This window comes from Candidatus Similichlamydia laticola (assembly GCF_003339615.1).
Taxonomy (GTDB): domain Bacteria; phylum Chlamydiota; class Chlamydiia; order Chlamydiales; family Parilichlamydiaceae; genus Similichlamydia; species Similichlamydia laticola.
This window is the reverse complement of sequence record NZ_QQBG01000028.1, coordinates 35,742-50,312: the sequence shown is the minus strand read 5'-3', so window position 1 is coordinate 50,312 and position 14,571 is coordinate 35,742. Positions and strand designations below refer to the sequence as shown.

Here is a 14,571-nt window from a genome sequence, read left to right as displayed (position 1 = left end):
AAACATCTTTTTGAGAAACCTTCAGAAAAGAAGCGGAAGAGTCAATAGAGACAAGTTGACTGAAAAGAATCTTTTTTTCATTGAGCTTACTCTTTGCTGCTTCCAGATCTGGAGCCTGTACAGTCCCCTTGTACAGCTCCCCAGAAGGACGAAATGCTTCATAGCGGAACAACGCCATATTTTGTGCTCTCCCAGGAAACTTTGGATTAATCGACCCAACCTCCCTATCTTGACAGGGCACAGTCTATTTTCAATACTAGTTTTTCTGGTGTTTCGGCCACCTAATACATATGGGGTGATTGTTGGCACTACCCTTGCTCGCAGATGGAGGACTTGATCTATGCGACACGTATCCCTTTCCCTTAGAAGATTGTTCATGCTCTCTCTTGCTTCTCTCTTACCAGGCCTGCACGCTAACGAATGGCCTCCGCGTCTTCAAGATGAGGAAGCCTTCCAAGAGCTCTTTTGGAATGAGATACCCATCATTAGGGATGAGGCTTTACGATCTGCCCAAAGAGCGGAGAACAAGATACACTCTTTCCTCCAGGGCGAATTCTGGATTGAAGGAAAGAAACCGATCTCATCTCCCGACAAAACCATAAGGGGGAAGATTTTGGAAATGCCTGGAAAATGGGAACAGAAGAAAGCGACTCTTAGGGCCCTTGATTTAGATTAACTTTAAAGCTGTTGGCTGTTCGCAATATTATCCTTTCGATATTCTGAGGCGAGGTCTTATGTTGGGATCTCTTCTTCAAAACGACGTTCGAGGGGGACTCATGCAAGTCAGCTCTTTCTGGCAGAAGATCTTCACCCTTTTGGCCCTGGCGGCCTTTTCCTTGACTTCCGGCTTTTCAAGTCTCCTTGCGAAGGGGAAGAGTCTTCCAATTGGACTTACAGATCTGGAAGCAGCAAATTTGAGAAGAATCCAAGAAGAGCTGGCTTCAGAAAAAAAGGCCTTAGATCTCCTAAGTGAGCGAGCACGAGATCTGGTGGACAGTCGTGCTCCAGAAGAAGATTTTTCTGAGTTATATCAGGAAGCAAAAAGACGTAAAGGAAATATTTCCAAACTGGAAGAGGAATGGAGATCTCTGCGCAACATCAATATCCCTTCTGAAAGCGAAGCAATGTGGCACATGCCAGATGCCACGGTTGCGCAACTAGTCACTGACTTCGGTTCTCAAGACACTGTTTACATTGTGCCACCCGATATTGGAGCGACACGTATAGGCCTTATTGGCAATGTTTCCGTTCCAAAAGAGAGTTGGGAAGGCATGCTCGAATGGGTTTTGGCAGAGCAAGGGATAGGTGTACAGAGGGTAAATGCTTATTGCAAACAACTCTTTCACGTTAGTCAAGGCCCTCTTCGATTTAGCAAAATTCTCTCTAAAGAAGAAGATCTCCTCCTGATACGAGACAGTGAAGTAGTCTGTTTCCTTTTGGATACGAAAGGAATCGATACTAAGGCAACAGGTCTAAGTTTAGAGAAGATGCTCAGCTCTGTGCTCGTACAAGTGAAGCCGTTTCGGACAAGCATTGCCCTAATTGGGCGAGCAAGCGATGTCCAAAAAGGATTACAAATTGCCTATTTTCTACTCGAGCAAGGAAGTAAAAGGGAGTTCCGGGTTGTCCCTTTGACGAAAATTGCAGCACAAGACATGGAGGCAATCCTCAGAAGTGCCTTAGGCAACCCCCTCTCTTGGGGACATTCACTTTCTTTTTCCAATCAGACAAGTGAATTAGAAGGGATCGGACTTCAAGTTGTGCCCTTGATGTCACCAGGTGGGCTTTTTTTGGTTGGATCTAAAGAAGAGGTGGAGCGTGCCGCTCAAATCATGCAAAAAATCGAAAAAGGACTGGCTGGACCCGCAAAGAGAGAAATCATTCGCTATGTTGTCAAACATACAGATCCTGTAGAGCTAGGGAAGGTACTTGCCAAAATCTGTAAAATTTTAACTACAGCCACTCCACTTGTTCATGAAGACGACCTCGCCGATCAGTTGAACGAAGCAGCCCAAGCTCAGGAAGAGGAAACCGGAGTAGCCCCCCTAGTTGTTCCTGGAGGACTCGCCAACCTTTCAGAGGATCAAAGAGGTTCAACTTGGGGCGATTACAATGTGGTAGTGGATATGAAGACGAACACATTGTTTTTGGCCATTGAGACGTATCTTTCGAGCCATATTCGGGAATTAATCAAGAAGCTTGACGTGCCTGAAAAAATGGTTCGTATTGATTTTATCTTATTTGAGAAAACCCTGACAGAAAGGGGCGAGTCTGGCATTAGTCTTCTCTCTCTTGGTCCCGAGGCAACGACAGCAGACACGTGGGGCATGCGTTTCCCGAGTTCCTCCTCGACTTCTCTTCGTCATGAGTTTGGTATTTTACAATTCTTTCTCAAATCTTCCTCTGAGCTTTGGGGCATACCTCCTTTTGATCTCGCCTTCAATTTCCTCGTAGGACAAGAAGACATCCAAATCCATGCTAACCCATCTCTGTTGACCATGAATGGGACGTCTGCAGTAATTAATTTGGTCGAGGAGACTTCGATCAATGTAGGACAAACGGCTGTTCCTTCTGGTAATTCCACGGTCTTAAAGGACTCCTATGTCCGTGCTCAATACGGAATCAAAATTCGAGTGAAACCGGTCATACATGAGGAAGAAAACGAACGCTATATTACGATGGATTGTGATCTCACATTCGAGTCACAACGCGGTGGTGTAGAGGGTCGTCCCGAAATTCACACACGTAATATTAAAAATTTATGCCGCATTAAAGACCAAGAAAGTGTCATTGTAGGGGGATTAAGACAGAAGGACATCGAAGATAGGAGAAGTGGACTGCCTGTCTTAGGAGAGCTGCCCCTTTTCCGTACTTTTTTCGGTTATAACGCCATGTCTGATCGTTCCACAGAGACATTTGTTCTCATTCGTCCTCAAATTATTGACTCTCCAAGTGGAGAGATGTACACGGCCCAAATTCAAGCTTTAAGAAAGCGCCCTGGGGACCTTTTACCTCTTCCACTTAAGAGGCAAGGAAGAAGAACAGAGGGTTTACGAGCTAGGCTGCCTCAAAGCCTCAGGCTCTTATTCGGTCGATAAATGAAAAAGGAATTTCCTGAGGGACTAGATGAAGAGCTCATTCGTGCTCTTCCTTATTCTTTTGCAAAAAAGAACTTGATCTTGCCCTTCAAGAGGCAAGGCGAAGCGGTTTTAGCCCTCGTAGCAGACCCCAATAATCTAGACGCGATCGAAGAGGCATCTTGGCTTTTGGGTGTATCCATCCGCGCTGAAGGATTTGATCCCCAGTTACTTTCCGAAAAGATCAACGCTGTCTATGAAGGTCAAAAGAGTCGCACATCAGAGTTGATTGCGCACATTGAGGAACAGGAACCCTTTGATCCTGAAGAAGTTCCCTTAGACCTGCTTGAAAACAAGGAGAGCAGCCCTATTGTTGCTCTTCTCAATGAAATCTTAAAAGAAGCTATTCAACAAGGTGCATCGGACATTCATTTTGATCCTCTAGAGGACCATTTGCAGATTCGGTATCGCATTGATGGGTTATTACATACAAGACATCAACCTGCGACAGAATTTCAATCCCAACTTATTACAAGAATCAAAGTTTTAGCGAAGCTAGACATTGCTGAACGGCGCCTTCCCCAAGATGGACGAGTCAAAATGATTTACGGAGGTCGTGAAATCGATTTCCGCATCAGCACGACTCCCGTTATCCATGGGGAACGCATTGTCATGCGTATTTTAGACCGACAAAACATCAACCTTGGTCTCGATCGAATTGGTATGCCACCACACATACTGGAGCTTTTTCGGGACAAACTTGCAACGCCTGAAGGCATTATTCTTGTAACTGGACCAACAGGGAGTGGAAAAACGACCACTCTTTATAGTGCTATTTCTGACCTTGTCTCTCCCAAAGTCAATATCATGACGATTGAGGACCCCGTCGAGTACAAGGTCCAAGGAGTGGCTCAAATCCAAGTCGTACCTAAGATAGACTTCACTTTTGCGAGGGGCCTAAGACAGATTCTCCGGCAAGATCCGGATATCATTATGGTTGGTGAAATTCGTGACGTTGAGACAGCTATTATTGCTGTTCAAGCTGCCTTAACAGGCCATCTTGTCTTGTCTACTCTCCACACAAACGATGCTCCCTCTGCTGTCATCCGTCTTCGAGACATGGGAATTGAACCGTATTTAATCTCCTCCTCCCTTGTTGGAGTGATTGGACAAAGGCTAGTACGCAAATTATGTGACTGCAAGTTGGGCAGAAAACCAACGGAAGAAGAATGCAGACTTCTGGCCCCCAATATCCCAGAAAAGATCTTCTCACCGCAAGAGTGCTCTCACTGTTTCCAGTCTGGGTACAAAGGACGAATCGGCCTTTACGAATGGATGTTGTCTTCACCCGAAGTATGTAGAGGTATCACTGAACAAGTGGACAGCACGTCCCTGAAAGAGATAGCCCTGAGAGGAGGCTATCGGCCCCTCTATGAACATGGACTTGATCTTGTGCGAGAAGGTTGGACTACCCTTTCTGAAGTCTTACGCGTCTCGAAAAGCAGCAAAACGTAAATTCTCCCCCTCAAGATAGTAGGCGCGGGAAACAGATTGCTTAGGATCGTGTCCGACATTCTTGTAACTGAAGCTGTTCTCTGAGATCAAACAAGAAACAAACTTTGATCGCAACTCAGAATAGACATGCACCTCTACCTGCCATTTTCCCTCTATGCGACCAATCCATTTGATCCAAACGTAATGACCAAGCTCTCCGAGCTCATCTTGTTGCACCACCCTGAAAGAAGATCTATCTGGAGAAAGGTATTGAATAACGAGGTAGTCCCCTAAATGTACGGAGAGCCGTTGCTGTTTCAACTGCAAAATAACGTGCTCTGCTGAGCGTACAGCAGACAGACGTAATTCACGAACAACAGCCAAATCAAGCCCTTCCTGAACCCTAGGAAGATACAGGCCCCTTTTGACACGGCCCTGTAGGTCCCATACAGAAAAAAGTAAACGACTGTCCGTGACCTCCTCCAATTGAAAAATGATCCGGCCTCTTGTCCTTTCTCCTGGAGGTGCTACAACCCATTCCTCCTCTTCCTTGAAGAGGCAATCCCCCACTTCAAGATGCAACGACTTCTCAGGCACACCCTTCCCTCGAAAAAGACCAATATATTGCTGAACAGCCCCTGTGCTCTGTTCTAAGAGAGTATCTTTTCCAGCCCATTGAAACCCAATAGATGACAGATACTGTACGTCAAAACCACTTGCCTCCTTGTCCTGAACTCTCACCAAAGAGAGGGGGAAAAATAAATCGTCCTTCTCGAGCTCAGCAAAAGCATTATTTTGGCTCATGAAGGAAAACCGAACCCAAATTTCACCCTTTTCTCGGGTAAATCGAACCTTAATGGTATCAGGACCAAATTCCTTGGCAGGGAGAAGAGCAGAGCCTTGCATTAAAAAAGAATAGTCGACGTCCATAAAGGCTTTAATCACTTTTTTTGACTTGGTCAAATAAATGTAAAACTCATCCGTCTTCTCCTGAGGTAAATCTGGTCGCGAATCAAGAGAAACAAAAGAGAACTGCCCCCTTAAATCAGGGACCTCAACCCAGCCAGAACCAGCTTGTCCAAGGCCCAAAGAGGGAAGAACAGAGAGAGAAACTTCTCTAGAAGGCAATCCATTCTCAGACTCTGCCTGGTCTTCCTTCCAAAGATCCTCTGGTCCTCCAAAGAACCTAGAAGGCCCCCATAAGGACAAAGCGCAAACGCACAGTGAAAAAAAACAGAGTAGACGACAAAGGGCCCGAATGAAACGACAATGGACGAAAACCGCCATCGTTATCTTCTCGCTCCATGCAGCCCAAGACGATCTCCAGCCCAAAGACTTTCCTCCTTCACCTTGAACAGCAATGCCAAGGAAATAACAGCGTCCATCCAAGGATAAAGAAGGACCACTTAACCGATATTAAAACCACAGCATCCTTGTTGCCAAGACTTCATCTACTGAATGAATGGTCATTGTAACAAACTTGAAGCGCCTTCTCAATTAAGGACACAAAGTCAAAGCGAGCTGGACAAACAGCAGAAAGCAAGGCAGCTTCCTCTAAAGAGATTTCAAGCAACCCGCAACGTTTTGCCTCTTCAAGATCACTGGCCCAACATGCTCTCAAAAGATGAACTAAGGGAAGATCCATAGGAAAAACACACTCATAAAAAGCATGATCAAAAGGAAAAACTGCAGCTACATTACTGGGATTTGGACAGTAAAGAAACTGCATTTTCCGAGAAAAGGGCAATGATGGGACATGCAGATTAGAACAGGCACGCTTCCCAATGAGAGTGAGACAATGATCTTGCAATCTCATGAAACCACTTTGGCCAATACGAGCTCCTCCAAAAACATGACCAGAAATGAACTGGTGACCCACTAAACAATGACGGTCCTGAAATGGAGCTAAAACGGTTTGTACTGGTGCCCCAAGGATACTCTGAATGACCACTCCTTCCACGGGTTTTTCCGAATGAAAAATGGAGAAAAAAGATTCTGGCCAATAGAGGCCCTCTGAGCCGTGTTTTCCAATAGCAACAACATCTCGCGCAGAAAGCAACCAAACGACCTCCTCAAGAGAGGTGATCCGGTCAAGGAAGTGAACATGTACAGCCCCATTGCCTACAGGATGTGGACCTTTTGCTTGATGGTAGTGGATGCCTTCTAACTGACTTTGCTTAGGAATAGAAGCCACCATATCTGAAATTACATGAAGATCGTGAGGACAAATGCGTTGCAAAAGTCTCAGTCCCAGGACAAAGTCATTCCAGTAAAGTTTCAACCAAGCAAAAGGAGAAAAACAACCAGGAGCACTCTCAAGGGTTTTTACAAAAATAGCTCTAGGTCGTTGGGAAGGATTGGGCAAAACATCACAAGGCATAGAACGTACACAAGTCAAAAGCCCACGGCTCCCCATTTCCCTAACCAGAACAGATGGATCGCTTATTTCCAAAAGTGGAGGAAAAATCAAAGCCTCCTGTTTCTCAGCAAGAAAAATTTCAACAGAATCTGGACGACAACCACGGGAGCAAGCAAGACGGTGTACATGACCAGCTACAGGAGAAACAAGATAAAGCCCTTCTAAGGAGACGTGACGTAAAATAGGAGACCCAACACGGACTTTCTCGCCCTCTTTGACCATTGAAACAAATCCTCTAGGACGAAAAGAAGAGACATCCAGAGAGACAGAAGGAGGAAAAGATGCTTGTATCACTTCAGGAGAAGAAGTTAAAAGAGGGGGGTGTATCCCTCGATCAATATAGATGGACACGTTCCAAACCTTCTCAATTCGAGTTTATTCAATATGAGTCTCTCTCCACTAGAAGACCTTTCCATTCAGGTTCTTGAATCTCCTATCGAGGAACTGCCAAAAATACTTACTTCAATCCTGAAAACGGTGCAAGAGATCCGAGATTTCCCTGTTTTTTCTTCCACAGTCACTGAATTAATCTGGATGTCTTGTGTTGCTCTTCTCTTTCAGGACGAAGACACCTGTTTGCAGAATCTACGCAAACTGATCACACACCTAGAAGAAATAGGTTCTGAAACAACCTCCTTTTCACAAATTGTTAAAGAGTGGATTTTATCCCCCATAACAGCCTTGGACCAGCCACTTGATAATGGACTTATACACGTACGGTCTTTCCTTAAGCTGTCCCAAACACCTGCTGCTCCACCCCTTAGTCCAGTAGGCTCTTTCTTGGACTGGTCTTACATGGGACCAGAAAACGCCTCCATGCATCTCGTTTGGATTGATGAATGGACCTTACCTCACCTTGAACATCTAGAAGGTCTTTCTCAGCCTATTTTGGTCTTCCCTCGTCTGACGACCCTTTTACACGCTCTCTCCTCCTCCCAGTCTTGGCTCTCGAAATGGTTAAATCAAGAACTCTACGTGCTTGTCTTAGATCGTCCTCTTCTTTTTCAACTTGAAGAGCAAAAGCTCCTTCTCGACCCCCAAAAACCTTTAGGGCTTGTGACACCAAAGCAGAAAAGTTTCTGGTGGCAACAGGAACCTTCTTTATGGGAGATGTGCCAGAAAGACGTTTTCGAATGTTCCTTACAAAAGGCAGTCACTTCTCTGCAAAAAAGGATCCATGCTTTACAAAGAAACTTAATGATGCTCATTCCTCAAAATTTGCACTCCTCTTTTGCCATGTATGAACAGGCAAATTTAACCTACAAACAAGAACAGCGCATCTTTCACCCTTTTACCTTCTGTAAGGTCCTGTGGAACAAAAAAGACAAGAAGCAGCCTAGCTCTTTTCCTGAGAAAGAGATCCCTAGAATTTTTCACATTGTGGAACAGTTGGAAGACTTTTCCTCCAAAAATTTGATACATCTTCTCGAGTTTCGAGATAAAAAAAGCTATACACCTGTTGTGATCTCTCTTGAGTTGTCTACACAGCTCTCCAAATGGCTCAACCGAAACCCATCCTTTTCCTCTCTACGAGCGCGGAAGACACTTCACTTTTTAAAACAAAACCAGATTAGTTACGCTCCAGCCGACATTCGAATGAGCTTAGATGAGTCGATCGAAAACATTATTGATCGGACCTTAAAAGCTTCACCTGATCTGTTGGTCTTTCATGGAATGAATCCCATCCACCTAGCCCTCGCCCATCAGATAGAGGGAGTAAAAAAGATGTTGATCACAGATACCGTTGACGCTCACGATGATCTCCCCTTCGACCGAATCATTACCCATTTTGGAAGTAACAAAGGAAAACAACGTTTTTTGACACCTCCCCCTAAGCAGGAGGAGAAGCAATGGGATACGGTGAAGTTTTTTCAGAATTTTTCCTCGCCAAGCCGTTTCAATTTTCTTGCTGCTACTCTGATACACAATCCCCGTCTGTCTTGTTCTCCTGACTTCCGAGATGTTTTAGAGGAAGTATTGGAAACATGTCCGAAAATGCACCTTGCCATTTTCGGGCAACCCTCTGGAGAGACTCTGCGCCACTTTTTCAATTGGAAAAAATGGGGAAATCGTGTGCTTATCCCCAGAAGTCTTGAAGAAAAAAGAAATTTACTGATGCGAACGAATTTATACTTTCAGCCCTTTCCTATTGGTCCCCAAGAGGATGTTGTACCTTTTGTTATGCAATTTTGTCCTATCGTCACACTCGACGTTCCCTCCCCATGGCATGCGAGACAGATTGCAGCGCAGCAATGGACAGACTCTCAAACTATTGCAAAAAGCCCCTCGCACTATGTTGAGATAGTTCAAGAGCTCTATCGAAATCCTAAAGCTCTTTTCATGTGTGCTCAGCGATCTCTCCTAAGAAGTTTCATTATCAGTGAGCCCGCTTGGTATGCGGGCCAAGTGGAAAGAGAAATGAAAGCCCTTTGCAATATCTAGCCTTGAACCCAGCCTTCACGGCGACCAAAGAATCGCTTGACTTTCTTCAGTTTTTCTTTTGGTTTTTCGGTGATTAAAGCATCCCGCAACCGATTTTGATAACCTCGAATTTCTGCAAAGCAGGCCGCTGTCCGTTGACGATGTCTTTCTATTTTTTGCCATTCCTCTGGGGAAAAGTTAGAAGGGTTATCAATGTAAAGCCCAAACTCTTCCATAGTCATCCCATACTTGAGGCAAAGTTCAGCTGCCCTTTTCCGTGCTTTTGAGAGCTCTTTACAGAATTCTTGCCATAAGAAAAGGGTCTTTTGGGTCTCCGCAACGCATCTCTTTGCGGGACAAGAGACCTCTTTTCTTCCCTTGTTTTTCCCATTTGATTCACTCAGCATCCACCCTTCCTTGCTCAAATATAAAACCCTCTCAATAAAACCATTTAGCAAAAGGATCTCTTTAAGAGAAGATGCCCTCGAGCCAGGGAAAGGATGTTTCATGGAATTCTTTTAGAATTACACTGAACTTGCTACAATACTTGTCTCTGCACCCAGAGGAATTGAACGGAAGTTAACATGAACTACCTCGAAGAATTTCGCTCCAGGATCAAAGACAATAACATCTGGCAGCTCATGCAGCTATGGGAAGAGTATTGCTGTTGTGACGTAATTGAAGCGGAAGAATTAAGACAGATCCTTTCCGCTATTCATCGATCCCCCCTGGAGCAGGAGTTTGGTCAATATGTTGAAACAGCTATTCCTCTATGGGAGCAAATAAAAAAAAGTGGAGAAAAAGACGAAAAGGAAATTATTAACCTAATTTTTGATCTTCAGACTAGTAACAGCGAATTGTTTGGGGATTTGGCTATAAAGATTCTTTCTGAGCGCTATGGTTCAGAGAAGGATTTCGAAGCTAACTTGGCCATTGTATCCCTCAAACCCATGAAGGATTTTCGTGGAGCTTTGAGAAACTTTGAGCTTTTGCGGCACCTTCGTGTCGGTCACTTTGTCTACCACAAAGCTGGTTGGGGTGTGGGGGAAATTCTCGATACTTCTCCTATTTGTGAACAGGCTTCCATTGAGTTTGAGAATGTTTCTGGAGTCAAACACATCACCTTTCGAAATGCCTTCCGAACCTTAATTCCCATTGAAAAAAGTCATTTTCTTGCGCGTCGCTTTGGGAACGCCGATGCTTTTGAAAAAGAAGCAAGAGAAAACCCCGTTGAGGCCATTTACCTTCTTCTTAAAGACTTAGGTCCGAAAACAGCCCTAGGCATCAAAGACGAGTTATGCGAGCTCATTATTCCCCAGAATATTTGGAGTTCTTGGTGGCAGTCGACTCGAAGTAAATTAAAGAAAGAAGATCGTATTGAATGCCCCACAGGTTCTCACGGCTATTTCAGGATCCGTAAAAAAGCTAAGTCGCGAGAGGAGTTACTCGAAGAGGAGGTTCAGGGAGAAGAACCTCTGACTGTCTTGATGAGCATCTACTCTTTCGTTCGGGACTTTCCTGACCGTTTGGAGCAGCCTCTTGTAAGGGAAAACTTGATTAAGCATTTGGAAACATGTCTAAGTCATTCGGGGATAAAAGTCGCTACTCTATTTGAGCTTAAAATGCTCTTATCTGACTTAAATAGTTCCTCTTACGAAGATGAAATGAAAAGAGCTGTTCTAGAAACGGAGGATGTTCTTGCTTTTTTCTCAGATATGTCAATCACCTCTTTTCGAAAGCGTTTCCTTTTGGCAATCGTAGCCTATCACAAGTCATGGCCTTCTCTTTTTGCAACGCTTTTTCTCAACTTTCCACTTAATAGCCATAGAGAGTTTCTCCTTAAGCAGCTAGTTTCTTCTGGACAAGTCAGCACTTTATTAGAGTGTGTGCACAATATGATCGCCCAACCGCAAAGTTTCCCTGAAGCGCTGGTTTGGTTTTTTCAAAAAGCCGTAAACGAACCTTTGTCTTTCTTAGACAAAGGTAAACTGTGTTCCCTCTTAGAAGCTGTTCTGGTTTTACTACATCAAATTGAGAACCTTTCTACCCATCGTGCAATTACACGCAAAATCCACTCTGTTTTAACAAGCAATCGTTACTTGATCACTCGAAAAGTTATTGATCAAACTTCGTTAGAATTTTTAAAAGAATTTCTTCTTCTTGTTAGTAAGTGTCACACATTCTCTTCTCACGACTTACACATCATTCAATCCTTGGCGGAAGTTGTCCAACCTGAAATGAAGGAATTTAAAAGGTTTGCTCAACCCGCTTCTAGCCAAGAGGAGACGATCTGGACAACGGAAGCGGGACTGGAATCAGTCAAACAAAAAATCAATAGGCTGTATTCGGAAATACTTAAATCTGCAAATGAAATAGAAGACGCTCGAGCCTTAGGAGATTTAAGAGAAAACTCCGAATTTAAATTCGCTCTTGAGAGACGTGGACAACTTCAAAGTGAAGTGCGTTTTCTTCTTGATCAAGTCAAGCGTGCTAAAATTCTTTCTCCGGAAGGTGTGTCCAAAGAAAGTGTTCAAGTCGGTTGTCAGGTTCACCTATCTTCAAAAGACGGTCAAGGTCCGGCTGTTTCTTACTCTATTCTTGGTCCTTGGGATGCTGATGCTGACCAACAAGTGATTTCGCATCAGTCAAAAATTGCCCAACAACTCATAGGGAAAAGAGTAGGTGAGAGCATCGAGTTGAATGGACAATATTTCACTTTGGAATCCATTGGTTTAGCAAAGGCGTTAATCTGATAAAAGGTCCATATGCGATATCTCATCGATGGGCATAACTGGTTCTTTGCAAGCACGAGCTTTAAACAGGAACTTTTTCGAAAAGCGCATCAGCGCTTCTTAGAGAAAATCAAAGGGTTGCTTTCTGAGCTAAAGGGAGAAAGTGTTGTCGTCTTTGATGGAGGCCCCGAAAACGACCAACTCATCCATATTCAGTTTGAACAGATTAAAATCATCTATACGGAAAGTAGGCAGAGTGCCGACGAACATCTGCTGGAGATTCTTTCTTTCCGTAGGACAACCCCTTCCACGCTCGTCTCTTCTGACGGAGATCTGATTCATGCAGCTAGGAAACTAGGAGCCAAAATTTGCCATCCAGATGATTTTGAAACATGGATCCTTTCGAAAAAGAGAAAGAAAGAGAAGAAAAAACCGTTAACATGTGATCCTCTCTCTCAAGAGTATTATATCAATGTTTTTACAAAAAGACTTCAGAAGATGCGTGAAAGCGATTTGGACCAAGGGTAGGGTGTCCGTTTATGTGTAAGATGACTTCTCCCTATATCATTGAGCATGAGATCCAATTAGACCAATTGGTACGAGAGAAAGGGATCTCACATGTTTTTGGAGCCTTAGTTAATGGCGAACCTGTCGATTGGAACATAGTCGTCCACCCTGGTGATGAAGTCCTCTTCCTCGACTTCTCGCATCCTCTAGGTAAAAAACTCTTCTGGCACACATCGGCCCATGTTCTGGCTCAAGCCGTTCTTCGCCTCTGGCCAAAGGCCAAACCTGCAATTGGGCCTGCCATTGAAGAGGGCTTTTTTTACGATTTTGGCAATCTGGAGATTTCTGATAAAGATCTGCCCCTTCTCGAAAAAGAGGCAAAGAAAATTTGCAAAGAAAGTTTTCAATGTATCCGTCAAGCTTGTTCTACTCCTGAAGAAGCACAACAATTGATCTCCTCGAACCCATACAAATTAGATATTCTCTCTTCTCTACCTAGAGAAGCCCTGGTTACCTTTTATCAGCAGGGCGAGTTTGTCGATCTATGTCGTGGACCTCACCTCCCCCATCTTGGTTGGATTGGTGACATCCACTTCCACAAGGTTTCTGGTGCGTATTGGAGAGGAGATGCATCAAACACGATGTTGACCCGTATTTACGGAATTTCTTTTCCAGACACAGAGAGCTTGAACAGATGCTTGGAAGAATGGGAAGAGCGCAAGAAACGGGACCACAAAGTCCTGGGTGCTCAGTTACAGCTTTTTTTGTTAAGAGAGGAAGCTCCTGGGATCCCTTTTATTCTTCCCAAAGGCATGTGGATGTGGGACCGTCTAGTAGCTCATCTACAAGATTGCCAGAGTCACTTCCACTACCAGCAGATTCGAACCCCTCTTCTTTTGGACCAAACTCTCTGGAAACGTTCAGGCCATTGGGCAAATTATAAGCAAAACATGTATCTCACCCAGATTGACTCGAGAACTTTTGCCATCAAGCCAATGAGTTGCCCTGGAGCTATTCTTTTTTTTGCTTCCCACTTACGTAGTTACAAACAGTTGCCTTTTCGAGTCTTTGAGGTTGGTCATGTACATCGTTATGAAGCCTCTGGAGCGCTTTCTGGTCTTATGCGGGTAAGAGGTTTTCATCAGGACGACGCTCATATCTTCCTTTCTCTCGAAATGGTGTCACAGGAAGTGTCCAACCTTCTCAATCTGATTCGAACAGTTTATTCCCCTTTCGATCTTTCTTACCATTTTGAGCTTTCGACGAAACCAGATGGAGAACATGTCTTGGGATCCTCAGAGGAATGGGATACTTCAACGCGAGCCCTCGAACAAGCTTTAGAGGGTGAATCTTTCACAGTCAACCCAGGAGATGGAGCCTTTTACGGACCAAAAATTGATGTTCACATTCGAGACGCCTTAGGAAGAACGTGGCAATGTGCCACCATCCAACTTGATCTTTTTCAAGGTAAAAACTTTGGTTTGGAGTACGTAGGACAAGATGGTACACGACATATCCCTGTCATCCTTCACCGAGCCATTTATGGTTCCATTGAGCGATTCCTAGGCATTTTGATCGAGCACTTTGCAGGACGCTTCCCCCTTTGGATTAATCCCAACCAGATTTGTCTTCTACCCATTAGCTCTAAGCATGTCGATCGCTGTCTTGAAATACAAGAGAAATTGGTCAAGGAAGGATTTCGAACAGAAGTTTTTTCTGAAGATGAGACGTTGCCCAAAAGGATTCGGAAAGCCGAAATAAGTAAGTTTTGTTATCTCATCTTAATCGGAGAAAGAGAAATCGAAGGAAATAATCTGGCTGTTCGGGATGTCAAGAAAAAGACTTCTGTCTACTCTGTCGAAGATTTCATCAATCGGTTGCGCCATGAAATTGAGACTAAAGCTATTCACCCTTCCTAGTA

At 44.2% G+C, this 14,571-nt stretch carries 10 protein-coding genes; 7 read left to right on the top strand and 3 right to left on the bottom strand.

Going from position 1 to position 14,571, the window contains the following annotated elements:
- The first annotated feature begins 340 nt into the window (after positions 1-340).
- Genes HAT2_RS03745 through HAT2_RS04020 form a run of 3 tightly spaced genes read left to right on the top strand, consistent with a single transcriptional unit; the run spans position 341 to position 4,592 of the window.
- The gene (locus tag HAT2_RS03745) at positions 341-676 is read left to right on the top strand and encodes a hypothetical protein (protein WP_114544671.1); all 336 of its coding nucleotides are present in this window, start codon (positions 341-343) and stop codon (positions 674-676) included.
- A 58-nt stretch (positions 677-734) separates the two neighbouring features.
- Positions 735-3,098 (top strand): type II secretion system protein GspD, encoded by a 2,364-nt coding sequence (locus tag HAT2_RS03740; RefSeq protein ID WP_114544670.1) that lies wholly within the window; start codon positions 735-737, stop codon positions 3,096-3,098.
- Positions 3,099-4,592 (top strand): GspE/PulE family protein, encoded by a 1,494-nt coding sequence (locus HAT2_RS04020; RefSeq protein WP_114544669.1) that lies wholly within the window; start codon positions 3,099-3,101, stop codon positions 4,590-4,592.
- Here HAT2_RS04020 and HAT2_RS03730 read toward each other — a convergent pair.
- Together HAT2_RS03730 and HAT2_RS03725 are read right to left on the bottom strand one after the other, a co-directional pair.
- Positions 4,563-5,858 carry a hypothetical protein gene (locus tag HAT2_RS03730; protein ID WP_114544668.1) on the bottom strand — a complete coding sequence of 432 codons (1,296 nt, stop codon included), beginning with the start codon at positions 5,856-5,858 and terminating at the stop codon, positions 4,563-4,565. The genes HAT2_RS04020 and HAT2_RS03730 overlap by 30 nt on opposite strands.
- A 160-nt stretch (positions 5,859-6,018) precedes the next feature.
- Entirely contained in the window at positions 6,019-7,341 is a 1,323-nt protein-coding gene (locus HAT2_RS03725; RefSeq protein ID WP_181860374.1) for a hypothetical protein, read from the bottom strand.
- A gap of 33 nt (positions 7,342-7,374) precedes the next feature.
- On the opposite strand from HAT2_RS03725, the gene HAT2_RS03720 reads away from it, so the two are divergent.
- Positions 7,375-9,432 (top strand): hypothetical protein, encoded by a 2,058-nt coding sequence (locus HAT2_RS03720; RefSeq protein ID WP_114544666.1) that lies wholly within the window; start codon positions 7,375-7,377, stop codon positions 9,430-9,432.
- Here HAT2_RS03720 and HAT2_RS03715 read toward each other — a convergent pair.
- Complete coding sequence (locus HAT2_RS03715; RefSeq protein ID WP_147267531.1) at positions 9,429-9,818, bottom strand: hypothetical protein; 390 nt, start codon at positions 9,816-9,818, stop codon at positions 9,429-9,431. The two genes, HAT2_RS03720 and HAT2_RS03715, sit on opposite strands and share 4 nt — an antisense overlap.
- 177 nt (positions 9,819-9,995) lie before the next feature.
- Here HAT2_RS03715 and HAT2_RS03710 point away from each other — a divergent pair, with 177 nt between their 5' ends.
- Genes HAT2_RS03710 through thrS form a run of 3 tightly spaced genes read left to right on the top strand, consistent with a single transcriptional unit; the run spans position 9,996 to position 14,569 of the window.
- Positions 9,996-12,164 (top strand): GreA/GreB family elongation factor, encoded by a 2,169-nt coding sequence (locus HAT2_RS03710; RefSeq protein WP_114544664.1) that lies wholly within the window; start codon positions 9,996-9,998, stop codon positions 12,162-12,164.
- 12 nt (positions 12,165-12,176) lie between these two features.
- Positions 12,177-12,671, top strand: coding sequence for an NYN domain-containing protein (locus HAT2_RS03705; RefSeq protein ID WP_114544663.1), 495 nt, complete (start codon positions 12,177-12,179; stop codon positions 12,669-12,671).
- Positions 12,672-12,682: 11 nt separating this feature from the next.
- Positions 12,683-14,569, top strand: coding sequence for a threonine--tRNA ligase (thrS, locus tag HAT2_RS03700; RefSeq protein WP_114544662.1), 1,887 nt, complete (start codon positions 12,683-12,685; stop codon positions 14,567-14,569).
- Positions 14,570-14,571: the final 2 nt, after the last annotated feature.

Coding starts and splice junctions, on each gene's coding strand:
- HAT2_RS03745 (WP_114544671.1), top strand. CDS start 341: ATGCGACACGTATCCCTTTCCCTTAGAAGATTGTTCATGCTCTCTCTT.
- HAT2_RS03740 (WP_114544670.1), top strand. CDS start 735: ATGTTGGGATCTCTTCTTCAAAACGACGTTCGAGGGGGACTCATGCAA.
- HAT2_RS04020 (WP_114544669.1), top strand. CDS start 3,099: ATGAAAAAGGAATTTCCTGAGGGACTAGATGAAGAGCTCATTCGTGCT.
- HAT2_RS03730 (WP_114544668.1), bottom strand. CDS start 5,858: ATGGCGGTTTTCGTCCATTGTCGTTTCATTCGGGCCCTTTGTCGTCTA.
- HAT2_RS03720 (WP_114544666.1), top strand. CDS start 7,375: ATGAGTCTCTCTCCACTAGAAGACCTTTCCATTCAGGTTCTTGAATCT.
- HAT2_RS03715 (WP_147267531.1), bottom strand. CDS start 9,818: ATGCTGAGTGAATCAAATGGGAAAAACAAGGGAAGAAAAGAGGTCTCT.
- HAT2_RS03710 (WP_114544664.1), top strand. CDS start 9,996: ATGAACTACCTCGAAGAATTTCGCTCCAGGATCAAAGACAATAACATC.
- HAT2_RS03705 (WP_114544663.1), top strand. CDS start 12,177: ATGCGATATCTCATCGATGGGCATAACTGGTTCTTTGCAAGCACGAGC.
- thrS (WP_114544662.1), top strand. CDS start 12,683: ATGTGTAAGATGACTTCTCCCTATATCATTGAGCATGAGATCCAATTA.